Source organism: Streptomyces sp. NPDC048441 (assembly GCF_043200235.1).
Taxonomy (GTDB): Bacteria; Actinomycetota; Actinomycetes; order Streptomycetales; family Streptomycetaceae; genus Streptomyces.
In genome coordinates, this window is the sequence record NZ_JBICXM010000002.1 from 565,188 (window position 1) to 590,872 (window position 25,685).

Genomic DNA, 25,685 nt, shown 5'->3' on the forward strand with positions numbered 1-25,685 from the left:
GTACTCCTTGTGGTACTCGTCCCTTGTATGGGGATCTGCCACAGTCTGCACGTACGTCACTGAACCTGGCGGTCCGGACTGCCGGTGTCCGGCGTGTCGACCAGGAGCGCCGTCTCCTGCTCGGCGGCGGTGGCAGTGACAGTGGTGTGGCGGGTGCGGGCCGCCACCGTGTGGCCCACCGTGCCGATCACCAGGAGCGCGCCCACCGTGCCCAGGGTGAAGACCTCGAACGACAGTCGCGAGACACCCCAGACCTCCTGGAAGTCGTACGGGATGGAGAGCACGGTCTCCAGCGTCCCCGGGAAGAGCGCCGCCCACGAGCCGACCAGGATCCAGACGTAGACGAGCCCCGCGCAGACCATGAACCCCGGTGTCCCGAAGGGAACCCGGTACGGACGCGGCACCTGCGCGTGGCGCAACCGCAGCACCACAAGGGCCGGCACGATCGCCAGATAGGACAGCAGCAGGGTCGTCACGGCGACCGTGAGGACCACACCGAAGACCGCCGCCGCGTCCCCCGCCGCCAGCCGCATCGCGGCCAGCATGAAGAGCGTCGCTATGACCCCGGAGAGCAGGTTCGTGCGGACCGGGGTGCCGAGGCGGGGGTGGAACGCGCCGAGCGACCGGCTGAAGAACCCGCCGTCCGCCGCGGCCATCGCCTGCATCCGGTCGCTGACGATCATCCACGCGCTGCCCTGCGTGAGCAGCGCGAAGACGAACATCACGGCGACGGTGGTGAGGGCCCCGCCGCTCGCCGGTCCGTAGATGTCGAAGACCATCCGGGCGCCCTCCATGAAGCCGCCGATGCCGGTGACCTGGCCTGCCGGCACGACGGCGAGGATCGCGAAGACCGGCAGGAGGTAGCAGGCGGTGGCGATCGCCGCCGAGCGGCCGAGCGCGGCGGGCACGTCGTGCTGCGGGTCGTGCATCTCCTCGCCCGCGGCGTTGGGCGCTTCGAAGCCGACATACGCGAAGAGCAGGACGGGGACCAGGGTGAGGAAACCGGCGGTAGTGGGCGGGAAGGAGGCGGAGTCGAGGCCGCGGAAGCCGTGCGCCACACCGTACGCGAGGGCTGTACCGGTGAAGACCGTGAGCGCGAGGACCTTCACCGCCGCGCCCGCTGTGGTGATCCACTTGCCGCGGCGCAGTGAGACGACGGCTGTCAGGATCGCGATCCAGATGAAGAGGAGCTTGAAGGTGTAGTCGGCGAGTGTGCCTTGGCCGAGTGGCAGGACGAAGCCGTCCCAGGTCTCGGCGGCGATGAAGACGAGGGAGCCACCGAGCCAGATGGGGTTGGTGACCCAGTAGAAGAGCGTGGTGAGTGCGGCGGGGAGCCTGCCGAAGGCCCGCTTCACCCAGACGTACGGGCCGCCCTCCTGCGGGAAGGCGGCGCCGGTCTCGGCGAACAGGAGCGCGTACGGGACGAGGAAGAGGAGCGCGATCGCGCCGGTCCAGGTGACCGCCTCGCCACCGCCGGTCGCGATCTGTCCGATGGTGTCGAAGGAGATGACCGCGGCGACGCCCATCGCCGTGATGTCGAAGCGGCGGAGGCTGCGGCGCAGGTGCGGGGTGCGGAGCTCGGACTCGGTGGGGGACGTCTTGTCGGGCACGGTCGGTCCTTGGGGCTGGGAGGGGACGGGGACGTACGTACGCGTGGGGGTGGTGGTGCGGGGTGGGCGAGGCGCGCCGCCCGGGGGCAGGGGAAACCCCCGCGCGGCAGCCCCGCCCACCCGCTCGAAATGTCAGCCGGCCGAGCGGATCTCGCCGGTCGGGAGCGTCCGTTCAAGGACCGAACGCAGCGCCGTCGCCGCTTCCTTCGCTTCGCCCTCCGTCATGATCAGCGGGGGCGAAAGGACCAGGCTGTGTGCCGAGTCGCGGACGATCACGCCCGTCTCGCGGCGGATCACGTCGTGCGGCATCCGCGCGGGGTCCAGCGGCAGGGGCGTACGCGATGCGCTGTCCGTGACCAGCTCCACCGCGAGCATCATCCCGACCGAGCGGATCTCGCCGACGATCGGCAAGTCGCCCAGCGCGGCGTCGAGTTCACGGTGCAGGAAGTCCCCCATCGTCACCGCCCGCCCCAGCAGCCCCTCCCGCTCGATGATGTCCAGGTTGGCCAGGGCCACCGCGGCGGCGACCGGATGGCCGTTGTACGTGTAGCCCATCGGGAAGCCGTGGTCGAGGAGCAGCGCCTCGGCGACGTGATCGGCGACCAGGAGCGCGCCCAGCGGGATGTAGCCGGAGGTGATGCCCTTCGCCGTGGTGATGATGTCGGGCGTCACGCCGAAGTGCTGGGCGGCGAACCACTCGCCCACCCGCCCGTAGGCCGTCACGACCTCGTCGAAGATCAGCAGAATGCCGTGCCGGTCGAGGACTTCGCGGACCCGGGGCCAGTAGTCGGCCGGCGGAACCAGCATCCCGCCGACGCCCATGATGGGCTCGCCCATCATGGCCGCGATGTTGCCGGGGCCGATCTCCGCGATGCGCTCCTCCAGTTCCCGGATGAGGAAGTCGGTGGGGTCCTGGCCGCCGTACAGCTCGGTGCGGTACGGCCACGGCGGCGTCAGGTGCGAGACGTGCGGCATCATCGGGGCGAATCCCTCGTGGTAGACGGGGAATCCGGTGGCCGATCCGCCTCCGTAGCCGATGCCGTGGTACGCCTTGTCGCGCGCCAGGATCCAGGTGCGCGAGGACTCGCCGCGCCGGTGGTGGTAGTAGCGGGCCATCTTGATGGCCGCCTCGTTGCCCTCGGAGCCGCCCGACGTGAAGTAGACGTGGTTCAGGCCCTCGGGGGCGAGGGAGGCCAGGCGGGCCGCCAGCGCGATCGCGCGGTCGTTCGAGAACTCCCAGAAGCTGGTGAAGTACTCCAGCTGCTTCATCTGGTCGTACGCGACCTGCGCGATCTCCTCGCGGCCGTGCCCGATCTGCGCCAGCCAGAGACCGCCCGTCGCGTCGAGGTACGAGCGGCCCTCCGCGTCCGTGAGGCGGCAGCCTGAACCGCCGGTCATGATGACGCGCTCCTCCGCGGTGCCGGGCAGGTAGGGGTGGATGATGTGCGCCCGGTCGGTGGCGGCGAGTTGTGCGTGGGTGAGCGGGTTGTTCATGGTCGTACGTCCTTTCAGGGGGCGGCGGTCGCGGGTGCCGTCATGTCGACGGCTGCGAGCGCCAGCGCCTTGGCCGTGGCCACCAGGTCGCTGATCTCGATGTATTCGTCGATGGTGTGGAGGGTCGGGGAGCCGTCGGGGCGTGTTGCCGTGGGGCCGATGCAGACGGCCGGGGTGCCGCCGATGCGCGTCAGCGTCGCGGCGTCCGTCCAGGACGGTTCGCCGAGCAGCCGGGGCGTGCGGCCGAGTGCGGTGGCGGACGCGGTCAACGCCCGCACCAGCGGGTGCGTGGACGGAACTTCCGCGGGCGGGAGTTCGGTGTCCCAGGCGAACCGGGGCGGGTTGGCCGTCAGCCAGCCGTCACCGGCGCACGCCTCCCGTACCGCCTGCTCGATGTCGCGGCGCACCCGGCTCGCCCATCCGCCGCTGTCGCCCTGCACCGGCAAGTAGGTGACGTCCAGGGCGACTTCGCACGACGCCGGGTACGTCACCCACCACTCCCCGCCCTTGATGGTGGTCGGGACGATCGACGGCGGAGGAAGGAGCGGGTGGGCGTGGGACGGGTCGGCCGCCCAGCGTTCGCGCAGCCGCTGGAGGGCGGCGAGCACCGGCATCGTCTTCTCGATGGCGTTGACCGCGCCGCCCGTACGCCAGTCGCCGGGCGGGTACTCCGCGTGTCCGGGGCGGCCCGCGACCGTGACCGTGCCGCCGAGGATGCCGCGCTGGGCGACGACCACGTCGAGGTCGGTCGGCTCGGGGACGACCGCCGCGTCGGCGCGTACGCCGTGGCCGACGGAGGCGAGGGTGCCCGCGCCGTTCCACTCCTCGTCGGTCGCCGTGTTGATCAGCAGGTCTCCGGGCAGCTCGATGCCGAGCGCGGCGAGGGCCTCGGCGGCGACGACGGCCGCCGCGATGCCGCCCTTCATGTCGCAGGTGCCGCGCCCGTACAACCGTCCGTCGCGCACCTCCGCGCGGAAGGGGTCACTCGCCCATTCCCGCTTCGGTTCGGCGGACACGACGTCGATGTGGCCGTTGAAGAGGAGCGAGCGTCCGCCGCCCGTGCCCGGGAAGCGGGCGATCAGCTGCGGGCGGCCGTCGAACCCGAGGCCCGGCGGCGTCTGCGGGGATGCGGGCAGGTCGCCTGGCCTGGGCGTGAAGACGTCGACGGTGGCGCCCGCGGCGCGCAGGCGGTCGGCCAGCTGCTCTTGGAGGTCGGCCTCGTCGCGTGCGGGTTCGGCCGCGTCGCCGCGCACAGTCGTGTCGAAGGCCACCAGGTCGGTGGTGAGGCGGACGACGTCGTCCGTACGCCGGTCGATCTCGGCCAGTACATGAGGGATGGTGGTCATGCGTAAGCGATCCAAGTCGTCTTCAGGCCCGTGTACTTGTCGAAGGAGTGCAGGGACAGATCGCGCCCGTAGCCCGACTGCTTGAAGCCGCCGAACGGCGTCGCGGGGCTGAGCGCGTCCACCGTGTTGACCGAGACCATCCCTGCCTGCAAGGCGTCGGCGACGCGGTGCGCGCGAGCGAGGTCGCGGGTCCAGACGGAGGCGGCAAGACCGTACGGCGAGTCGTTCGCGATACGGATGGCCTGCGTCTCGTCGGCGAACGGGAGCACGGTCAGTACCGGCCCGAACAGCTCCTCGCGGGCCAGCGGCGCGTCGGGCGCGAGGCCGGTGACGACGGTCGGGTCGAGGTACGCGCCGTCGCGGGCAGGCCGCGTTCCGCCGCAGACGATGTGCCCGCCGGAGCCCGCGACCGCCTCGACGATGCGGGTGACCTGCTGCTCGTCGACGAGCGGGCCCAGACGCGTGGCCGGGTCCAGCGGGTCGCCGGGGACGTACGCCGCCGCGTGCTCGACCACCCGGGCGGTGAACTCGTCGGCTATCGAAGCATCCACCAGGAGGCGGGTGTTGGCGGAGCAGACCTGGCCCGCGTTGTAGAGGAAGCCCCACGCGGCGCGTTCGGCGGCGGCGTCCAGGTCGGCGTCCGCGAAGACCAGGTTGGGGCTCTTGCCGCCCGCTTCGAGCCACACCTGCTTCATGTTCGACTCCGCCGCGTACGACAGGAATCGCTTCCCGACGGCCGTCGAGCCGGTGAAGACGAGCGCGTCGACGTCCCCGTGCAGCCCGAGCGCCCGCCCCGCCGTCTCGCCAGGACCCGGAACGACGTTCAGTACGCCGTCGGGCAGGCCCGCCTCGGCTGCGAGCTCCGCGAGGAGCAGAGCGGACAGCGGGGACTGCTCGGCGGGCTTGAGCACGACGCTGTTTCCGGCGGCCAGCGCCGGTGCGAGCTTCCAAGTGGCCAGGTCGAGCGGGAAGTTCCACGGCACGACCGCGCCCACGACACCCAGCGGGGCACGACGGACGACCGCGAGGTTTCCTGGCGGGGTCGGCGCCACCTCGTCGTACAGCTTGTCGGCGGCCTCCGCGTACCAGGCGAAGAAGCCTGCCGCGCCGGGCACGTCGGTGCCGTACGACTCGGTGATCGGCTTGCCCATGTCGAGGGTGTCGAGGAGCGCGAGTTCGCGGGCGTTCGCCTCGATGAGCTCGGCGAGGCGCAGCAGGACGCGCTTGCGTGCGGAGGGGTCCGTGCGTGACCAGCGGCCGTCGTCGAAGGCACGGCGGGCGGCGCGTACCGCGCTGTCGATCGCCGCCGCGCCGCCGTCTGCGACCCGCGCGGTCGTCTTGCCGGTGGCGGGGTTGACGGTGGCGAAGGTGGCGCCGTCCGCCGCGTCGGTCCAGTGGCCGTCGATGAAGGCGCGGGTGCGGAGGTCGAGGGCGGCGGCGTGCTGCTGCCAGGTGGCGTAGCTGTCCATCGTGGTCATGGGGCGGGGACTCCGGAGGTCGGGGCGGGGGAGGTAGCGAGTGCCTCTCCCTCTTCCTTGGATTTACGGGTACGGGCGGTCAGGCGGGCCGCGAGCAGGTACGCCGGGACGGTGACGACCAGTCCGGCGATCCAGCCGAGGTCGGTGTCGCCGAGGGCGTGGGCGAGCGGCCCGGTGTAGAGGGACTGGGCCATGAACGGGATCTCGGCGAGGATCCCGAGGGCGTAGACGGCCAGGGCGGTGACGTTCCAGCGGCCGTAGATGCCGCCGTCGTCGGCGAAGAACGACGCCACGTCGTACTGGCCGTGGCGGACCAGATAGAAGTCGACGAGGTTGATCGCGGTCCACGGGATCAGGACGTACTGGAGTACGTAGATCAGGTTCAGATAGCTGGTCATGAAGGAGTCGGCGAGCGCGAGGGCGAGCACCACCGACAGCGCGGTGAGTACGCCGCCGATGACGGCCCGGCCCGTGGCGCGCGGCAGCCACCGGTGCGCGAAGGTCTGCACGGCGGTGACCGCGCACAGCACCGCGCCGTACAGGTTCATCGAGTTGGTGAGCATCGTGACCAGCGCGAAGCTCCACAGCGTGAGCTGGCCGAGGGGAGAGCCGAGCAGGTCGCCCTGCGCCGCGATCGGGTCTCCCCCGTCGGCCAGGCCGATGGCCGCGCCGACGACCATCGGGAGCAGGCTGCCGAGCACGCAGCCCGCGTACGTGCACCAGAGGGTGGAGCGGATTCCGGCCTTGTCGGCGGGCATGTAGCGCGAGTAGTCCGAGACGTAGGGGGCGTAGGCGATCTGCCAGAGCGCGCCGACCGACACCATGCCGAGGAACCCGGCGAGGCTGAAGCCGCCGCGGTCGAGGAAGCCGTCGGGCAGGCCGCCGAAGAGCAGCCAGGCGGCGCCCGCGAGTTGTACGGCGCCGAAGACCCAGCTGGTGAGCGCGCCGATGCGGTGCATGAGCCGGTAGCCGACGACGGCCACGACCAGGCTGACGAGCGCGCCGAGAACGACGCCTTCGTCGCGGCCGACCGCGGGGGCCACCTGGTTCAGGGACTGGGCGCCGACGACCAGGTTGGAGGCGAAGAAGCCCTGGTACATGACGATGACGACCAGGACGACGGCGAGCGCGCCGACCGATCCGAACTGGCCGCGGCTCTGGATCATTTGCGGCACCCCGAGCTGCGGCCCTTGAGCCGAGTGCAGCGCCATGAGGAAGCCGCCGCCGAGATGTCCGACGAGCAGGGCGGCGAGGCTCCACCAGAAGGAGAGCCCGAAGGCGGTGGGGGCGAGGGCGCCGGTGACGACCGTGAGCGGGCCCAGGTTCGCGGAGAACCAGATGGTGAAGAGGTCGCGGGTCCGGCCGTGCCGTTCCGATGCGGGGACGGCGTCGATGGTGCGCCGTTCCAGGACTGGTTCCGGGAGTGGTCCTGGGAGTGGTCCTGGGGCTGGTTCCGTGCTCTTGCGGGCCATCTGGCCACCTCCGTCGTTCTTTGATGACGGATTCAAACAATGGCTTAAGGGGCCGTCAATGCCTTGGGCACAGAAACTTGCCTTATTTGAATCGCGTGACAGAGAATCGACTCCATGGGGAGACCGAAGAACCAGACGGCACGCCGCGAAGCCCTCGTCGACGCGGCAGGACGCGCGATAGCGGAACGAGGGCTCGAAGGGCTGCGGATCAAGGACATCGCGGCCGAGGCGGGGATGTCGGCAGGCTCGGTCCTCTACTACTACCCGGAGATGGACGAACTGGTCCTGGAGGTGCACCGGGGCGCCGTCGAGCGCTATCTCGCCGCCCGCCAGGACGATTCGGACGGCGTCGCCGACCCCGTCGAGCGGCTGCGCGCGCTGATCGGCGGCGGGCTGCCGACCGGGGCGGCCGACCCGCAGCACAGCCTGCTGTACGAGCTGCACCGGCGGGCGGACCGCAGCGTCGGACATGCCGCACTGATGGCGTCGCTGTTCGCACGCGAGGTCGCGCTCTACACGACGGTGCTCGAAATCGGCGCGGCGGCAAAGGCGTTCACGCTCACCGAGTCACCCGCCGACCTCGCCCGCAACCTGGTGGCGCTGGAGGACGGATACGGCCTGCACATCGTCAGCCGCAATACGCGCCTCACGCCGGACGAAGCACGCAGGCTGATCCTCGGGTACGCGCGGGTGGTGACGGGCTGCGCGGACCTGTGAAGGCGCGGGGCCCCAAGGGATCTACGGCGGCTAGGGTGATCGCGCGATAGCCAAGGTGATCGCGCGACGACACCACACGTTCACGCTCAGGAGGGGCACAAGTGCGGGCCGAACCCCTGCCGATACGCGTGCCGGTAGGGCATGAGTCCGGACGCTGGACCAGCCGCGAGACTCAGCGGCGGGTCCTGATCGTCGTCCACAACGCCACCTCCGCCGGTCGCCTGGTGGATGTGCTTTCGCTGTTCCATGACGACTTCCGCGTTCAACTGCTCGTCACTTCAACGGGATCCTCCGCCTTCCAGGGCGGAGTCGACGAGCTCTTCGCCGAGTTGGGGCTCCCGGTACTGCCGTGGGATCAGGCGCTCTCCACGCCGGTGGATCTCGCGGTTTCCGCCAGCTTCGGTGGTCACATATCGCGCATTTCAGGCAAACTATCCATTATTTCGCATGGAGTTGGATACACTAAGAAGCTGGCGGAGCCGGGAGCCGGGAGCCGGGAGCCGGGAGCCGGGAGCCGGGAGCCGGGAGCCGGGAGCCGGGAGCCGGGAGCCGGGAGCCGGGAGCCGGGAGCCGACTTTCGGGCTTTCGCCCGAGTGGCTCTTGGTGGACGGCAAACCGTTCATGGACGGCCTCGTGTTGTCACATCCGGAACAGCTGGAGCGCTTGCGCCGTGTCTGCCCGGAGGCGGAGGACGTCTCCGTACTCGCGGGCGACCCCTGCTTCGACCGTATGCTCGCCGCGCGCCCGTACCGCGACCGCTTCCGGCGGGCCTTGGGCGTACGACGAGGCCAACGGCTCGTCGTACTGAACTCCACTTGGAACCCGGAGGGGTTCTTCGGCAACGGTGGCAGCGGCGCCGGTGGAGGCGGCGGCCATGACGTCCTGCCTGGTCTTCTCCCCCGGCTCACTGCCGAGTTGCCGGCCGACGACTATCGCCTTGCCGTCGTGCTGCACCCCAACATCTGGCACGGACACGGCCCCGGTCAGGTCCGGGCCTGGCTGGACCGGGCCCGCCGCAGCGGACTGACCCTGATCGACCCCGCCCACACATGGCGGCAAGCCCTGCTGGCGGCCGATGCGGTGTTCGGCGACTTCGGTGCCGTCTCCTACTACGCGTCCGCGCTCGGCGTCCCCGTGCTCCTCGCGGCCACCGGGCAGGACCGGCTCGACCCCGAGACACCGCTGGCCGCGTTCGTCCGGGACGCGCCGCGGCTCGATCCGTACGGCCCGTTGCGGGCTCAGGTGGAGCAACTGGTCGCCGGTCACCGCCCGGCCGCCGACCCCGCCGAGTTCGTCACCTCGGCTCCGCGCGCCTCGGCAGCGCTTCTGCGGCGCCACTTCTACAGGTTGTTGGACCTCCCCGAGCCCGCCGCTCCCGCCCTGCTTGAACCGCTGCCCCTGCCTCCGTACGATCCGCCGCGGCGGACGGCTCCGCTGCGCGTGCTCACCCGCGTACGCGACACGGACATCGTGATCGAGCGATCCACCGAGCATCCCTACGACGCGGACGGTGACACGCACCTCGCGGTGCACGAGGACACGCGGGATCCGGGCACCTTGGAGCTGGCCGACGTGATCGTGCGCGAGGGGTCCCCGGACGACCCGCGGCTGGGCGGCCCGCGAGTGTGGACGGCCGAGATCCTGGACCGGCATCCACTCTGCGCCCTCGCCGCGTACGTCAGCGGCCCGGACCACTGCACCGTACGCAGCCGGGAACACGGTCTGTTCCGGCTGTCAGCGGGCCCAGGAGCGGATGCCGATCCGGCGGCGTACGCCTCTTCGCTGTACGCATGGCTGGCAGGCGGCGGCAGCGTGCCGCCCGCAGGCAGCACGCTCCGGGTGCACGCTGCCGGGGGCGTGCACCCGGTGGCCGTGGAGCCCTGTGAGGACCAAGGCCCCTAGCCGCCCTCTTCGCAGCGCAGCCGCAGCCCCGCGAGATACCGCAGGTGCGGAGCAGCCGCCGGGGTGAGCAGGCCCTCCGCCTCGGTGATCTTCGTCAGCGCCTCGGCGTTCTCGCCCGCGTCGTGAAGGGTCTCGGCGAGGTCCGTGAGAGAGCGCGCCCGGTTGTAGTTCTCGCCCTGTTCCTTGAAGAAATCCGTCGCGGACTCCAGGAGGCGCCGCGCATCCGCCAGACGTCCCATGCCTCGCAGGGCACGCCCTTGGTGGCGCTCGGCGAGTGCGAGGGCGCGTGCCACGTCCTGCGCCCCTTCCTCGCCGGGAGTGATCCGCCGGTAGATGCGCTCAGCCTCGATGAACCTTTCGTAGGCGGCCTCGTACCGCCATCGGTAGAGATTCAAGAGGCCCAGCAGCTCGACGGACGACGCCTCACCCCGTACGTGACCCGCCGCGCGCTCACTCTCGACGGCGGCATGAGCCGCACGCTCGGCTTCGTCCCCACGCCCGAGTTCGCCCAGACAGTGGGCCAGTTGAAAGGAGAGCCCCGCCGCGGTGCGCGACCGCGGTTGGTGCTCCTCGCCGCACCGGGCCGCGACACGCAGCGCGGGCAGCACCTCGTCCCAGTAGCCCGCCTTCAACTGAAGTGGCCACAGGGCCCGCGCGAGCCGCAACGCCGTCGTGATGTGCTGGTACTCCTCCGCCACGGAGACCGCTCGGACCAGGTTGCCCACCTCCGCCGCCAGCACGGCCACGCCCTGTGCCTCGTCGCGGTACGCGTCCCCGTCCCCGTCCGGCGGCGCGGGCTCGGTGCGCCAGCTCTGCGGCAGGGCGGCATGGGCCGCGCGCAGGGCACGGTTCAGGAGGGCGTCGAGCGTGCGCTCCACGGCGGCGGAACATGCGGGGATGCCGTGCTCCGGCCCCGCGGTGTCGGCCAGGTAGCGCCGTACCTCGGGGCGGAAGCGGTAGCGCTCGTCGGGCAGGGGGTCGAGGAGTTGGACGTCCGCCGCCTCGCCGAGCATCCGAGCCGCCTCTTCGGGGGCGACATCGGCCGCCGCGGCGGCGAGCCGGGCGTCGACGGACGGCCAGCCGCCCAGCGCCGTCAACCGGACGAGCCGCGCCGTCTCCGGCCTGAGACGGTCGCAGGCGAGCTGGGCGGCATCGCGTACCGGATGGCTCCCCGACCCCGGCCTCCCGGCCCGCCGCTCGGCTTCGGCCTCATCGGCCTCCGGGTCCTCCGAGCCCTCCGCGGCCAGCAGGACCATGGCCTCGGTCCTCAGTGCGAAAGCGTTGCCCGCACAGTGTGCGAGGAGCCGCGGAAGCCGGGCCTTGGCTCGCGCCACCTCCTGCCGTCCGGCCACCTTCCTCACCATCTGTACGGCGTACCGGTCGGTCAGGGGAGCGACGGGGACGCGTTCGGCCTCCAACGCGAAGGGCCGGCCGGACACGACCACCAGCAGGAAGACATCGGGCGTGGCCGGGATCAGGTTGCGGACCTGGGCGGCGGACGACGCGTGGTCGACCACCACAAGTGCCCTGCGGCCCGCGGTCAGCTGCCGGTAGAGCTCCTCGCGCCCCGAGGCGGTGGGCGGCATCCGCTCCGGCGCGACGCCCATCTTCCGCAGCAGGCGGAGCAGAACAGCGGCGGGTTCCAGGCCGTGTCCACCCGAGGCGTCACGCAGGTCGACATAGAACTGCCCGTCGGGGAAGCGGGCGTAGAGCTCGGCACCGAAGCGCAGGACCACCGCCGTGGTGCCGATCCCGGGCGGCCCATGGAGCAGCGCGACGCGTGGCCGCCCGGCAGCGGGCCGTGTCGCCTCCCGCCTCAGTCGCTTCAGCACCCCCTGGCGGTCGGTGAAGTCCCTTGACGCGGGCGGCAGTCCACCGATCGGGACCAGTGCCATGGACTGCTCCGTGAGGCTGCGGACGAGCAGCGCCCACTCCCCCGCCCGCTGCGGGTCATCGCCGAGACGCGCGTGCACCTGGCCCGCCAGTGACTGCCATCCTTCGGGTCCTGTCGGCAGCGGTGCCTCCCGCCCCATGGTCCTTCTCGCCAATGCCCCGGTCGTCAGGAGCAGTTGCTTGCCCATCTCCCCTGCGGCACCGTTGCCCGCCGCGGTGAGAAACGCGGTCAGCGCGCTCAGCGCCACAACTTCCAGCACGTCGGCCCCTCCCCTGGTCACCGATCCGACCTTGCCGGACTGTACCGCCGCGACCGGAACCCGAGGAAACATTTGAGACCACGTCAACTCCGCTTCGCGGGCGGCTTCATGTGGCTACCGGCCCAGGTGGCTAGCGCCCTAGCGGCGCGTCTTCCCCGTCTCCGTCACCCGCCGGTCGTGCCGTAGATCGTCGAAGAGTTTGGCCGACCTCTTGGCGTCCCACTTCAGTACGTTGCCCTTGGATGTGGGGACGCCGATACCGGACACGGGCACGTTGATCTGCTTGCCGTGTCCTGATGTCACGCTCTGCACGGCGCGGAACATCTTGCTGAGGTCGCGCAGGCTCATGCCCTTGTCGACGATGAGCGTGTCGAGTCCGGCCTCCATGGCCGGGCCGATCTCCATCGGGTCGAAGAGGGTGTCGGGCTTCGCGGCCTGGTGGGCGAGGGTCGACAGGAACTTCTGCTGGTTCTTCGACCGGCCCAGGTCACCCTCCTTCTCCTGGTGCCGCTGGCGGACGAAGGCGAGCGCCTGCTTGCCGTTCAGGGTGTGACAGCCCTTGCGCAGGTCGGCACCCGACTTCTCGTCCTTGATGTCCCGATCGAGGCACATCCGTACGCCGCCGATGGCATCGACGATGTTCACGAACCCGGCGAAGCCGATCTCCGCGTAGTGGTCGATGCGCAGCCCGGTGTTCTTCTCGATGGTGTGCACGAGGAGTTCGGGGCCGCCATAGGCGAAGGAGGCGTTGAGTTTGTCTCCCTCGGGCCGCTTGACCTTGCCCGTCATCGTGTCGAGGCGGCCTGGCACGACGGTCCAGGAGTCGCGCGGCAGGCTGACCATGCTGGTTCCGTTGGCCCCGGTGTGCACCAGCATCATCGAGTCGGTGCGCCGCCCGCCGCCCCCTCCCGCGTGCAGGTCCTTCACGTCGTCCCCGGAGAGACCGTCGCGGCTGTCCGAGCCCACGACGAGGTAGTTGGTGCCCTTGCCTGGCGGCGGCCGGTCCCCGTACGCGCCGAGGTCGACGTCACGGTTGAGCCGCGTCTCGGCCCAACCGTACGTGCCGCCCGCCGCGACAATCACGACGGCAAGCAGCCCGAGCACCACCCGCCGCAGCCTCCTGCGCTTCTTCGGATGCCGGGCGTGGGCGCGCCGGGGCCCGTAGCGGGAGCTGGGGCGCTCGGCGAACCGCTCACGCGCGGTGGAGCCGGGGTCCGGGTCGGCGTACACCTCCGGATCGACGCGTGGCTCCGGGCGCCACAGATCCCCCGTGGATATGGTGCGTCCGGCCCGCTGGTCAAGCGGGTCTCTCATGGTCGACTCCCTTGGTCACGTCCCAGGTCCGACTCGCGCGGACGCTCGCCGGTTCCCCCTCAGGCCTCTGGATGATCACTGCGACGACAGACTCCGCCGCGGGGGCGGCTCGTCGAGCGGGTCCTCGGACGGCGCTTCCCGCCGTGTTTCCGGCTGCGCTTCGAGCAGATACGGGTCGGCCGTGCCGGTCCGCTTCATGCTGTGCCACTTCAGGCGGGTGCCGAGCAGCGCCGTGACCACGGAGTGGATGACCACCAGGTACATCAACTGCCGGTAGACGAACTGCTGGAGCGGCAGCACCCACAGCACGCGCTTCTGTTCGCGGTCGAGCTTCAGCGCGTACGCGGCGGTGACCAGCTGGATGGAGAGGAATCCGAACCAGACGAGGCCGGCTTCCACAGGGTCGCGGAACAGCACCCCGAACAGGGCGAACATGTCCACGACCGGCGCACACAGCGGAAGGATGATCTGGAACAGCGTGACGTAGAGCAGCACGCGGCGGCCGAAGCGTCCTGCGGGGCCGACCTCCGTCACCGCCTGCCGGTGCTTCCACATCGACTGAAGGGTGCCGTAGCACCAGCGGTAGCGCTGACGCCACAACTGCCGGACGGTGCTCGGCACTTCGGTCCAGGCGACCGCCGACTGTTCGTAGACGACGCGCCAGCCGGCCCGCCAGAGCGCCATCGTGAGGTCGGTGTCCTCGGCGAGGGTCTCGTCGCTGACACCGCCGACGCCCATCAGCGCGTCCCTGCGGAAGGCACCGATCGCCCCCGGCACCGTCGGCATACACTCGAGGACCTCGAACATCCGCCGGTCGAGGTTGAAGCCGAGTACGTACTCCAGGTGCTGCCATTTGCCCAGGAGGTGGCGCCGGTTGCCGACCTTGGTGTTGCCGCTGACCGCGCCGACCGCCGGGTGGGCGAGCGGCTGGACGAGGCGGGCAAGCGCCTCGGGTTCGAAGATGGTGTCCGCGTCGACCATGACGACGATGTCGTGCCTGGCGTGTGCCAGACCGGTGTTGAGGGCGCTCGGCTTGCCGCCGTTGGGCTGCCGGATCACCGTCACCCGTGAGTCGTCGATCTCCTCGGCGATGTCGGCGGTGGCATCGGTCGAGCCGTCGTCGATCACGATGATCTGGAAGTGCGGATGGGTGGAGGCGAGGAGCGAGTACACGGTGGAGGCGATACCGGCCTCCTCGTTGTACGCGGGCACCAGGACCGTCACCGGGTCCCGCACCTCGCGCAGCCGTGGTGCGCCGGGCCGGTACCGGTGCAGCCTGCGCACGTGGAGCCGGGCGAAGAGCATGAACAGGAGCATCCGCAGGACGCCGAGCACACCCGTGAGGGTCAGCGTCCACACCATCACGGTGAGGAAGGCGTGCCCGAGCCGCTGCGACCAGATGAGACCCTCGCCCTTGACCTCCTGGGCGAGCGGGGCCTGTTCGACGAAGGGAGGGCGGCCGAGGCCGCCGCTGACGGTGGTGAACCATTTCACCCCGCGGTCCTCCAGCAGGTCCTGGGCCTCGTGATAGCCGAGGTCGGTCTGACTGTGCTGCGTCACCACCCCACGCCACGGCTTGCGGTCCTTGCGGTCCGACGCGACCACCAGGTATCCCTGCGCCGCCGCGCGCTGCGCGGCCGGCCACTCGGGGCCGCAGAGCGTGTCCGCCGCCGTGGTGTGCGGCAGCCGCAGCAGGGTGGTGTTGATGCCGGCCGCGCCCGCGAACGCGCTCTGGGTGAGCGACAGCTCGAGGTGCGCGCGCAGCGGGGACGCCACACCGAGGTCGCCACCGCTGTAGGTGTACGAGCCGATCTCGTGCCCATCGCGCAGAATGCGCCGGATCAGCTTCGGGTGCTCGGCGGCGTCCTTCCCGTAGATGAAGAAGGTCGCCCGCGCGTGGTGTCTGCGCAGCAGGTCGAGCAGGCGCGGCGTCCACACCGGGTCGAACCCGCCGTCGAAGGTGATCGCGGCGGTCCTCGGCGGCATGGCCGCGGTGGAGACTCCCTTCGGGCCGAATCGGAGGATCGGCTTCCCGTCGTCCGCCTCGCGCGGGATCGGCCGGGTGCACGGCGGCTTGGTGCGCGCGGCATCGACCTGATGGGTCGTCCAGCCCTCGAAGAGGAGGGCGACGGTGACCACGAGGAGGACGAGCAGGAGGACGAGCCAGTGTCCACGCGGCGGGCGGCGGACAGCGGCGCGCCCGCTCACTGCCCCGGGCCTCCGGCCGGCGGAACGGATCTGCCGGCCGACGGGCGGCGGTTGTCGCGGTCCGCGTGGGCCTTGGCAGGTGGCCTGTTGGCCTCGGCTCCGGCCGGTTCGCCGGTGCCGCGCAGCGACTTGCCGGCGTCCGAGCCGGTGGACGCCGGTCCGTTCGTACTCGGCGGGTGCGTGCCGACGGGCTGCCGGAGGCCGCTGACCAGCAGGCCGACGAACAGCAGGTACCCGAGGCAGACGCAGCCCACGGCCAGCGCCAGGCCTTGCAGGGTCCGCCTGCGCCAGCCCGACTGGTCGATGAAGATGGGGAGTTGAGGGTCGGAGGGGTCGGGACGCCGTGCCGCCGGGGTCACGTGCGGCGCCGCCACCCGGTGTGGCATGTGCTGCGTCACGTCCCGCCCCGGAAGCGGTGCCCTGCGCGCGGTCGGCTGCCTCGTCATGACAGCGCCTCGCCGCACCCGGCGCCCGAGCGCGCCCGAGCGGGCAGGGGTACGGACGACAATCGCCCGCCGTGCGGTGTGCTGGCTATGTGGGGGATGCCCTGCACTGGTGCTCCTGATCTGCGGCCGCGCACGCGCGACTCTTTGTGTGGGGGGTACGGACCCGGGGGTCCGCTGTACTGCACGTACACGCGAGACGTCAGGAGCCGCATCCCGGTGCCCGACGCATACGAAGGTTGCCGTACGCGCGTATGCCTTGCGCCCTTCCCGGGTGGGGCCGGAAAAGCCACGTACGCATGTGCCCTCACAGGGCAGGCAGGCCGGGTCGCAGCCATCAGCCGTCACGCAGCCACCGACCCTACTCGGGCGGGCGGTTTCGAGCACCCCCGGACCGGTGTGGCGGTCGACGCGGTGCGACCACGTGGTCCAGACCTTCGGCGGGCGCCCCGTGCCGGGCCCCGGGCCGGGCGGCTTGTCCGGGGATACGGAAGGCCTCGTCGATGTTGGGACCCTGCGACGAACTGTGATCCATTCGACTCGCATAGCGTCATACGCATGTATACGGAGGAGGAGTCGAACGTGACCGAGGAGCTACCCGCGGATCAGTTGAACTCGATGCTCGCGGACCTCGAGGAACTGGTGGTGTGCGAGTCCTACTCCGCCGACCTGGACGCGGTGGCGCACAGCGCGGACGTCGTGGCCGCGCAGGGGACCCGCCATCTCGGCGCCCCGCCCGAACGCATCGTCGTCGAGGGCGTCACGCACCTGAGGTGGTCGTTCGGCGCACCCCGGGTACTGCTGCTCGGACATCACGACACGGTGTGGCCGATGGGCTCACTTGCCACGCATCCGTGGTCGGTGCGGGACGGCATCGCGCGCGGGCCGGGGATCTTCGACATGAAGGCCGGTCTGGTGCAGATGTTCCACGCCCTGGCCTCGCTGCCCTCCCTGGAGGGGGTCTGTGTCCTGGTGACCGGCGACGAGGAGGTCGGTTCCGACACCTCGCGGGCGCTGATCGAGGAGACCGCGCGGCAGTGCGCGGCGACCTTCGTCCTGGAGGCGTCGGCGGACGGCGGCGCGCTGAAGACGGGCCGCAAGGGCACATCGGGCTACGAGTTGGTGGTGCACGGCAAGGCGGCCCACTCCGGTCTTGAACCGGAGAAGGGCGTCAACGCGGCGGTGGAGGCCGCACATCTGGTCCTCGCCCTCGACGCACTGGCCGAGGAGATCAACATCGGCGCCCCGCGGGACTGGTGCACCACCGTGGTCCCCACGGTGGTCGGAGCCGGTACGACGACCAACACGGTGCCCGCGGAGGCGCGCGTCTCGGTGGACGCCCGCGTCCCGACCCTCGCGGCGCAGGAGCGGGTGGACGCGGCGATGCGTGCGCTGAAGACCACCGTGCCCGGGGCGCGTCTGGATGTGCGCGGCGGCCCCAACCGGCCTCCGTTGGAGGAGACTTCCTCCGCCGGCCTGTTCGAGCGGGCGCAGCGTCTCGCCCGGCAGCAGGGCCTGGGCCCGCTGTCGTCGGCGGCGGTCGGTGGAGCGTCCGACGGGAACTTCACCGCCGGGCTCGGCTGCCCGACCCTCGACGGTCTGGGTGCCGTCGGCGGCGGAGCGCACGCCGACCACGAGCACCTGGTCGTCGCCGAGCTGGTCCCCCGCTCCCGGCTGCTCGCCGCCCTGGTCGAGGAGGTCGCACGGTGAGCGTCACCGACGTACGGAAGCCGCACACGCCGCATGGCCTCGTCATACGTGAGCTGCATGAACTGCGCGAGCTCGAGAGCGTCGACGCGCTGTTCGGGAAGATCTGGGGCAGCGCCCCCGGCAGCTCTCCCATGGGTGTCGAGCAGATGCGAGCGCTCTCCTATGCGGGCAACTACGTCGCCGGAGCCTTTGAAGAGGGCGACGACGGCCACGGCCAACTGGTCGGCGCGTCCGTCGCCTTCTTCGCGGCCCCCGCCGGAGAGGCCCTGCACTCGCACGTCACGGGCGCGCTGCCCGGTCATCGAGCGGGCCTGGCCCTCAAACTCCACCAGCGCCAGTGGGCCCTTGCCCGCGGGCTGCAACGGATCACCTGGACCTACGATCCGCTGGTGCGGCGCAATGCCCACTTCAACCTGACCAAGCTCGGCGCGCGCCCGGTGGAGTACCTCCCCAGCTTCTACGGGGCGATGGACGACGTCATCAACGGCGGCGACGACTCCGATCGGGCCCTCATCGCCTGGGAGCTGGACCACTCCGCGGTGATCGCCGCCGCGGCCTCGCGACCCGCCCCCGTGGTCGTGCCCGACGATGCCGCGACCGCGCTGTCCGTGCGCGAAGGACTGCCCGCCGTCGGCCGCTGTGACGCCGCGACCCTGCTGGTCGAGGTCCCGCCGGACATCGAGGGGCTGCGCCGTACCGACGCCGGCGCGGCCAAGGCGTGGCGCCTCGCGATGCGCGAGGTGCTCGGCGGCCTCCTTGCCGATGGCGCCCGCGTCACCGGCTTCCACGACAGGACCTCCTACGTCGTCGAGCGCGACACCACCGCGTGAGACCCGAGCCCCACCAGGAGCCAAGCACCATGAAAATCAACGGAATTGAGCTGCGCCGGATAGCGATGCCCCTGCGGGCGCCGTTCCGGACCTCTTTCGGCGTCGAGACCGCGCGCGACGTCCTTCTCGTACGCGTGGTCACGCCCGACAGCGAAGGCTGGGGCGAGTGCGTCGCCATGTCCGAGCCGCGCTACTGCTCCGAGTACGTCGAGGGCGCGGCCGATGTGCTGCGCCGCTTCCTCATCCCGGCGCTGCCCGCCGTGGCGGACGTCCACGCGGTCAAGCGCGCCATGAAGCCGTTCAAGGGCCACAAGATGGCCAAGGCGGCGCTGGAGACGGCCGTACTCGACGCCCAACTGCGCGCTTCGGGGCAGTCCTTCGGGTCCTTCCTCGGTGCCGCGCGCGAGCGGGTGCCGTGTGGTGTCTCGGTCGGCATCATGGACTCCGTACCCGAACTCCTCGATGCGGTGGGCGGGTTCATCGATGAGGGCTACGTACGCATCAAGCTCAAGATCGAGCACGGCTGGGACATTGCCCCCGTCCGCGCGGTGCGGGAGCGGTTCGGCGACGACCTGCTGCTCCAGGTGGACGCCAACGCCGCCTACACCCTGGCCGACGCCCGCCAGCTCGCCAAGCTCGATGCCTTCGATCTGCTGCTGATCGAGCAGCCGCTCGCCGACGACGACCTGGTCCAACACGCCGCGCTCGCCAAGCTGTTGCGGACGCCGGTGTGTCTGGACGAGTCGATCGATTCCGCCGAGGACGCCGCAGCGGCCATCACGCTCGGCGCGGCTTCGGTCATCAACATCAAGCCGGGCCGGGTCGGCGGCTATCTGGAGGCCAAGGCCATCCACGACCTGTGCGTGGCCCACGGCGTCCCGGTGTGGTGCGGCGGGATGCTGGAGACCGGGATCGGCCGGGCCGCCAATGTGGCGCTCGCCGCGCTGCCCGGCTTCACCCTGCCCGGCGACACCTCCGGCTCCAGCCGCTACTTCGCCACGGACGTCACGGAGCCCTTCGAGCTCACCGACGGCCACCTCGACGTCCCCACCGGGCCGGGGCTCGGCGTCGAGCCGGTCGCCGAGATCATCGAGCGGGTGACCACGGCCAAGGAGTGGATACAGCTGTAGTCGCGGGAGTCGAGGCGACACCGAGACGGCCCCTGGGGCAGGTTCTTCGCGGACCTGCCCCAGGGGCCGTCTGCCCGTCCGAGTCCGCGGCGCGACACCGTCCATTCACCGCACGGCCCGCTGCCCGCCGCACTACCCGGCGGAAACTCTTCACGGCAAGATCGCAGGGTGGATTCGCTATGCAGTGCTCATGACAGCAGCGTCCATGACAAGCCTTCATGACACATGACAGGAGAGGAATCCCCTTCATGCCCAAGCCCCGCAGACCTCGCACCGCCCTCGGGCGGCTCGCCCTCGTCACGGCCCTCGCGGCGATCACCGCGGCCGTGCCCCTCAACTCCGGCGCCGTCGCCGCCACAGAACTGCCCGCCGTCACCCCGCGCTCCGAGACCCCCGCCCTGCACGACGACGACGCGGGCGGCGACGCGGACGCCGACGACCCGGCGATCTGGCGCAACCCCGCCGACCCCGACCGCAGCCTGGTCATCGCCACCGCCAAGCAGGGCGGGCTTCGCGTGTACGACCTCGACGCGCGCGAGGTGCAGTCCCTGCCCGCACCCGCCGCGCCAGGACCCGACGACGCACCCGGCCGCTTCAACAACGTAGATCTGATGCACGGCCTTCGCCTGCCGTCGGGCCGCACGGACCTGGCCGTGACCAGCGACCGCGGCAGCGACCGGCTGCGCTTCTACCGCGTCGACCGCGACCGCGCCGACGGCCCCCTCACCGACGTGACCGACCCGCACGCGCCGAACGTCTTCTCCTCCTCGCAGGACGAGGTGAACGAGCAGCGCACCGCGTACGGCCTCGCGACCTGGACGGACCCGTCAACGGGCCGTTCGTACGCCCTGGTCAGCCGACGGGAGCGGACCACGCTCGCGCTTCTCGAGCTGACCGCGAAGAACGACGGCACGGTCGGCTACCGCAAGGTCCGCACGATCGGCCTGCCCACGGGCTTCCGGCTGCCGAACGGCACTTCGTGGTCGCCGTGCGGGGAGCCGGGCGAACTGCCGCAGGTCGAGGGCATGGTCGTGGACCCGGCCAACGGCACGCTGTATGCGGGCCAGGAGGACGTCGGCATCTGGCGGCTGCGCGCCGATCTGACGGGCAAGGCCCAACTGGTCGACAAGGTACGGGAGTACGGCATTCCAGGGTCGTACGACGAGTCGACCGGGGAATGCGTCGCGGGCGCCGACCCGGGCTACGGCGGCACGCGGCTGAAGTCGGATGTCGAGGGTCTGACGCTCCTGAACGAGGGCGACGGCGACGGCTATCTGCTGGCTTCGAGCCAGGGCGACAACACGTTCGCCGCCTACGACCGTGAGCTGTCCGACCACAACGAGTACGAGGGTGGGTTCCGCGTCACCCCCGCCTCCTCCACGCTCGACGGGTCCGAGGAGTGCGACGGCGCCGCGGTCCTCAACGAGCCGCTCGGCCACAAGTACCCCCACGGGCTGCTCGTCGTGCAGGACGGCCACGACGCTCCCGGCGACCCCGAGCGGCCCTCCACGGACTTCAAGTTCGTGGATCTGGGCGGTGTGCTCGACGCGATCGACGACTGACACAGCAGGTCCCTGCCCGGTACTGCCACGCGGCGGTACCGGGCTTTCGTATACCCCACCGGTTGAATCCGCGATCAATTCGCGATCAGTTCGCGCGAACTCGACCATGGCAAGAATTTCACCCACCCAGAATGAGCCACTCCGCCCTGCCCGCAACAAGACGAACTTGCCAGTCACATGACAATGGCAAGAATCATCTGCCCTTGACTTGTTCCTGTCGGCGTTACCGCTCTTCACATCCCACCCGCCTTGGATTCGGGCCGCATGACCCCTGGCCAAAAATGGAGGACGGAGCCTCACGTGTGAGGTACCTGTGAATACAGTTGTGGCCAAGAGTTATTGACGGTCCGTCAGGCTGACCGCACTATTTTTGGACAGACCGCTGAAAATGTCACTTCTTCGAAACATGAGGCCCTACGGTTGCTCTGCGTGGGGGGGAAACACGAGGGGCACGAGGGGGGAGACGCCGGTCGTGTGGGGGTGGTGCGAAAGCCGGGGGGTACGCGCCACCCTGTTACACCAAAGGCTGTTCTTTCGAGGGGGTTCTGTGCGGCTGCCGCTGAACGCGGGTCGCCGGAACAGATGTCGCCGTCCGGCTTGACCAGTCGGCCCGTCGCATCGAGATGGAAGTCCTTCTGCTCGTCGTCATGCTCAAAAACTGGACTCTGCGCAGGTTGCGTCCGCCCACACAACAATGTCGGGCAACACAGGGACTTTCCGAAGGAGACCCCCGTGACGGAATCTCGGTCGAACAATCCCGCTTCCGAAGGGAGCGGGTTACTGCTTGAGGCGTTCGATGCTCAGTTGTTCCGGGAAAGCTCCGAAACCGCTCTTGCGAAGCTGGAGAAGCACCTTTCCGATCACTCGATCAGGGGGCTCGAGCTGACCGATCCCACGACGTTGTCGGAGGCCGCCAAGGCCCTGATGACGTCGGAGCACGAGAGTGTGGCGGCGTTCGACGAGGAGAAGCTGGCAGCGATCATCGACCTGTACATCAGGACCGGCATCCAGGTGCACTCGCCGGGGTACATGGGCCGCCAGTTCTCGGGCGTCGTCCCGCTCGCCGGCGTCATCGACTTCGTGAGCTCGGTGGTCAACCAGCCGGCGTCGTTCTACGAGGCGGCCCAGCTGCCCAACGCCGTGGAGCGGATCATGGCCGACGAACTGAACCGGTACATCGGCTGGGACCCCGCACGCTTCACCATGGTGACCACGTCGGGCGGGTCGCTCGCCAACCTCACCGCGCTCCTCGCGGCCCGGAACCAGAAGCTGCCCGGCTACTGGTCGGAGGGCGGTTCCGCCCTGCGCGGCCAGCCGCGGCCCGCCATCGCGGTGGGCGCCGACGTGCACTACAGCGTCGCGCGGGCGGCCGGCGTGATGGGCATCGGCGAGGCACAGCTCGTACGCCTTCCGCTGAACAGCCGGGGGCAGATCTGTGTGGCCGACGCCCGTCCGGCCCTGGAGGCCGCCGAGCGGCAGAACCTGAAGGTGTTCTGCCTGGTCGCGTCGGCGGGCAGCACGACGTTCGGCGCCTTCGACCCGCTCGACGAACTGGCCGACCTGGCCAGGGATATGAACCTCTGGCTGCACGTCGACGGTGCGCACGGAGCGAGTCTCCTGGTGTCGGACACGCTCCGCGAGAAGCTGCGGGGAATCGACAGGGCAGATTCCCTGACCTGGGACGCGCACAAAATGATGTTCGTGCCCTCGCCGTGCACGATGCTCTTCTACCGGGACAAGGAAGCGGGCCTCACCGCGTTCCGGCAGAAGGCCAGTTATGTGTTCGACGAGGAACCGGACATATACACCGCGTACGACAGCGGTGGCAAGAACTTCGAGTGCACAAAACGGCCGATGATCATGACTCTGTGGTCACTCTGGGCCATGTACGGACGGGCCCTGTTCGCGGAGAAGATCGAGTATCTCTGCCAATTGACGGAGGAGGCCCACGGAATCGTACGGGCCGATCCCGACTTCGAGGTACTGCACCGTCCGGAAGCGAACATCCTGTGCTTCCGATATCACCCGACCGGGATCAGGAAGGGGGATCTGCACCGCCTCCAGATCTCCATACGCAACGCCGTGAAGCTTCGGGGAAACTTCTTCATCTCCAAAGTGAACGTCGATGGTGTGGCCGCCCTGCGCGTGGTCATGATGAACCACCAGATCACCGGCGAGCATTTCCGGATGCTGATCTCCGAAATCAGAAGAACGGGTCAGGACCTGCTCGGCAGCGAAAAGGGAACAGAAACAGCTTAGAGGGGACGGATGTTGAGTACATCGCATGTTCCACAGGCCACGCACGTTCCGCCGATCGCACCGGCGCCCGGAGGCGCCCGTGAACTGGCCAACTGGCTCATTCCGGACTGGGAGTTGCTACCGGAATCAGTTGAAGCCGTAACCGCACTTCCCTCGTTCGCCAGCAAATTGCTTGAATGCGAACGGGTCTGTCAGACGCCGTACAGCGAGGTTTCGCACGAGGTTCAGGAAGCGGTCGTACTGCGCCGCCTCCAGCAAATGGTGAGCACGGCAATGCTCAACCCGCTCTGGCGCGACCGCCTGCGCAGCACGGGCACCGTGCGCGCCCCCGAGACGTACGAGGCGTGGCAGCGGATCCCACTGTCGGACAAGGACATCCAGCGTGACTTCTTCATGGAGTCACGGCCGGGCCTTGTGGTGCCTCTCACCCGCGGCGAGTTCGAGATCGTGGCCAGCGGCGGCACCAGCGGCGGCCGGCCGCTCGAAGTCGTGTACTCCCTGCGGGAGTTGAAGGACACGTACCAGATCGCCGGACGCTTCATGGGTACCTACCAGCTCGCCAGGTACCTCGCGGGCGCCGACCCCAAGTGGCTGTTCACCACCCTGGCCGACTACCAGATGTGGAGCAGCGGCACGATGGTCGGCGGCGTGCTCCAGCACGTGCCCGGCGTGAACTACGTCGGTGCGGGCCCTGTCTCGGCTCCCGTCCTGGAGCACATGTTCTCCTACAAGGGCCCCAAGGCCCTGATGGGGATCTCCGCGGGCATCGGGATCCTGAGCGAGCTCGGTGCGGGTATGCGCCAGGAGTCCAGGGAGAGCTTCCGCGTCGCCCTGTACGGCAGCGGCGTGCTCTCGCAGCGCAAGCGGGTCGAACTCCAGGCGCTCTACCCGAACTTGGCGATCCTCAGCTACTTCGCCGCCACCCAGGCGGAGACCATCGGCCTGCAACTGGACCCCGCGTCACCCTTCCTGTCCGCGGTGCCGGGCCTGCACTTCATCGAGATCGTCGACGAGAACGGCCGCTGGGTCCCCGAGGGCCAGGAGGGCGAGCTCGTCGTCACCCGCCTGCACGCCCACGAGGCGCCGCTGCTCCGGCTCAAGCTGGGCGACCGCATGATCCGGCGTCCCAGGACCGACGGGCCGGGCCTGAAGACGCAGCAGTTCGAGTTCGCAGGGCGCACCGGCGACGTACTGCACATCAACGACAGCCAGTACTCCGCCGCCCGCGCCTACGAATCGCTGCGCGACGAACTGAAGGCCGTCGAGGCGGTGGACCTGGACGCGGTGGCGCACGAGGTCCAGTTCGTGAACAACCGCGAGGGCAAGACCATCACGCTGTACGTGTCGGTCGACGACGTGCTCGGACTGACCTACCGGACGGACACGACCCTTGGCCCCTACGGAGTCCAGCAGGTGTTCGTGAACGCCCTGCCGCGCTCCCTCTCGCTGTTCAACCACGGGGAGGCGAATCCCGCGTCGATCGAGAAGACCGGGTACAGCTTCCAGCTCAAGTTCGTGCCCCGCCTCACGGCCGAGATCGAGCGGACGGCCGTCGGCAAGGTCCCGCTGGTGCGGGACCGGGGTTAGCACCTACCAGAGGAGTGAGGATGAAGCCGCAAGTGAACATCGTCGCGGTCGTCGATGTCATCGGAGCGCTCTCGGGCAGCACGCTGCTCGACGGCAATCTCTGCATGATGGACGACGGCGGGCACGACAGCGCCCATCAGGGCACGCCGAACCTCTGCACCATCGTCAAGCCGGGACAGGTCGTCTCCTGGTCCGCGCTGGCCCTTGACCTGCAGACACCGGTCGAGATCAAGAGCATCTCGTTCGTACCGGACCAGAGCGCGGAGCAGAGTGCGAGCGAGCACTCCACAGAGGACGACAAGCAACACCTCGACGTCTGGTCGGGCGTGGTGCCCAACTGGCTGACGCCCGGGGTGCCCTACAAGTACCGCCTGGAATTCCAGATGTACGAGGGCGGGAACAGCGTCATGCACATCGATACACCCGCGCTGATGTGTCAGTAGCAGCCGGAGCACGACGGTAAGGGCCGG

Annotated in this window: 18 protein-coding genes; 9 read left to right on the forward strand and 9 right to left on the reverse strand. The window is 69.9% G+C overall.

From position 1 onward, the window contains the following. Positions 1-56 precede the first annotated feature (56 nt). The 5 genes from ACGFSB_RS06855 to ACGFSB_RS06875 form a co-directional block, all read right to left on the reverse strand. On the reverse strand, positions 57-1,610 hold the full coding sequence (locus ACGFSB_RS06855) for an APC family permease (protein ID WP_393395147.1): 1,554 nt from the start codon (positions 1,608-1,610) through the stop codon (positions 57-59). Positions 1,611-1,742: 132 nt separating this feature from the next. Further along, the gene (locus tag ACGFSB_RS06860; protein ID WP_393395150.1) at positions 1,743-3,104 is read right to left on the reverse strand and encodes an aspartate aminotransferase family protein; all 1,362 of its coding nucleotides are present in this window, start codon (positions 3,102-3,104) and stop codon (positions 1,743-1,745) included. Between the two features lie 14 nt (positions 3,105-3,118). Beyond that, on the reverse strand, positions 3,119-4,450 hold the full coding sequence (locus ACGFSB_RS06865) for an ArgE/DapE family deacylase (RefSeq protein ID WP_393395153.1): 1,332 nt from the start codon (positions 4,448-4,450) through the stop codon (positions 3,119-3,121). Beyond that, on the reverse strand, positions 4,447-5,928 hold the full coding sequence (locus tag ACGFSB_RS06870) for an aldehyde dehydrogenase (protein ID WP_393395155.1): 1,482 nt from the start codon (positions 5,926-5,928) through the stop codon (positions 4,447-4,449). Before ACGFSB_RS06870 ends, ACGFSB_RS06865 begins: the two co-directional genes overlap by 4 nt. Next, a complete protein-coding gene (locus tag ACGFSB_RS06875) occupies positions 5,925-7,400 on the reverse strand; it encodes a purine-cytosine permease family protein (protein ID WP_393395158.1) in 1,476 nt (491 codons plus the stop codon). The genes ACGFSB_RS06870 and ACGFSB_RS06875 overlap by 4 nt, the downstream gene beginning before the upstream one ends. A 114-nt stretch (positions 7,401-7,514) precedes the next feature. Between ACGFSB_RS06875 and ACGFSB_RS06880 the strand changes: the two genes are divergently transcribed. Both ACGFSB_RS06880 and ACGFSB_RS06885 read left to right on the forward strand, forming a co-directional pair. Continuing rightward, complete coding sequence (locus ACGFSB_RS06880; protein ID WP_393395161.1) at positions 7,515-8,117, forward strand: TetR/AcrR family transcriptional regulator; 603 nt, start codon at positions 7,515-7,517, stop codon at positions 8,115-8,117. A gap of 633 nt (positions 8,118-8,750) precedes the next feature. After that, entirely contained in the window at positions 8,751-10,019 is a 1,269-nt protein-coding gene (locus tag ACGFSB_RS06885) for a hypothetical protein (protein ID WP_393395164.1), read from the forward strand. Here the strand turns inward: ACGFSB_RS06885 and ACGFSB_RS06890 are convergent. The 4 genes from ACGFSB_RS06890 to ACGFSB_RS06905 form a co-directional block, all read right to left on the reverse strand. Then, positions 10,016-12,172: an ATP-binding protein gene (locus tag ACGFSB_RS06890; RefSeq protein WP_393395167.1), complete on the reverse strand. Its 2,157-nt coding sequence runs from the start codon at positions 12,170-12,172 to the stop codon at positions 10,016-10,018. The genes ACGFSB_RS06885 and ACGFSB_RS06890 overlap by 4 nt on opposite strands. A gap of 138 nt (positions 12,173-12,310) precedes the next feature. Beyond that, entirely contained in the window at positions 12,311-13,486 is a 1,176-nt protein-coding gene (locus ACGFSB_RS06895) for an LCP family protein (RefSeq protein ID WP_393395169.1), read from the reverse strand. A 75-nt stretch (positions 13,487-13,561) separates the two neighbouring features. Continuing rightward, on the reverse strand, positions 13,562-15,694 hold the full coding sequence (locus ACGFSB_RS06900) for a bifunctional polysaccharide deacetylase/glycosyltransferase family 2 protein (RefSeq protein ID WP_393395172.1): 2,133 nt from the start codon (positions 15,692-15,694) through the stop codon (positions 13,562-13,564). Further along, a complete protein-coding gene (locus ACGFSB_RS06905; RefSeq protein ID WP_393395175.1) occupies positions 15,691-16,140 on the reverse strand; it encodes a hypothetical protein in 450 nt (149 codons plus the stop codon). Before ACGFSB_RS06905 ends, ACGFSB_RS06900 begins: the two co-directional genes overlap by 4 nt. A 615-nt stretch (positions 16,141-16,755) precedes the next feature. Here ACGFSB_RS06905 and ACGFSB_RS06910 point away from each other — a divergent pair. The 7 genes from ACGFSB_RS06910 to ACGFSB_RS06940 all read left to right on the forward strand — a co-directional run bounded on the left by ACGFSB_RS06910 (position 16,756) and on the right by ACGFSB_RS06940 (position 25,658). Continuing rightward, complete coding sequence (locus ACGFSB_RS06910) at positions 16,756-17,847, forward strand: M20 family metallopeptidase (RefSeq protein WP_393395816.1); 1,092 nt, start codon at positions 16,756-16,758, stop codon at positions 17,845-17,847. Beyond that, positions 17,844-18,677 (forward strand): GNAT family N-acetyltransferase, encoded by an 834-nt coding sequence (locus tag ACGFSB_RS06915; protein WP_393395178.1) that lies wholly within the window; start codon positions 17,844-17,846, stop codon positions 18,675-18,677. Before ACGFSB_RS06910 ends, ACGFSB_RS06915 begins: the two co-directional genes overlap by 4 nt. Before the next feature lie 29 nt (positions 18,678-18,706). After that, a complete protein-coding gene (menC, locus tag ACGFSB_RS06920; protein ID WP_393395181.1) occupies positions 18,707-19,807 on the forward strand; it encodes an o-succinylbenzoate synthase in 1,101 nt (366 codons plus the stop codon). 248 nt (positions 19,808-20,055) lie between these two features. Then, complete coding sequence (locus tag ACGFSB_RS06925; RefSeq protein WP_393395184.1) at positions 20,056-21,369, forward strand: phytase; 1,314 nt, start codon at positions 20,056-20,058, stop codon at positions 21,367-21,369. Positions 21,370-22,101: 732 nt separating this feature from the next. Further along, a complete protein-coding gene (locus tag ACGFSB_RS06930) occupies positions 22,102-23,628 on the forward strand; it encodes a pyridoxal phosphate-dependent decarboxylase family protein (RefSeq protein ID WP_393395187.1) in 1,527 nt (508 codons plus the stop codon). A gap of 258 nt (positions 23,629-23,886) precedes the next feature. Next, positions 23,887-25,215 carry a hypothetical protein gene (locus ACGFSB_RS06935; protein WP_393395190.1) on the forward strand — a complete coding sequence of 443 codons (1,329 nt, stop codon included), beginning with the start codon at positions 23,887-23,889 and terminating at the stop codon, positions 25,213-25,215. 20 nt (positions 25,216-25,235) lie between these two features. Further along, positions 25,236-25,658 (forward strand): hypothetical protein, encoded by a 423-nt coding sequence (locus ACGFSB_RS06940; RefSeq protein WP_393395193.1) that lies wholly within the window; start codon positions 25,236-25,238, stop codon positions 25,656-25,658. The last annotated feature ends 27 nt before the right edge of the window (positions 25,659-25,685 follow it).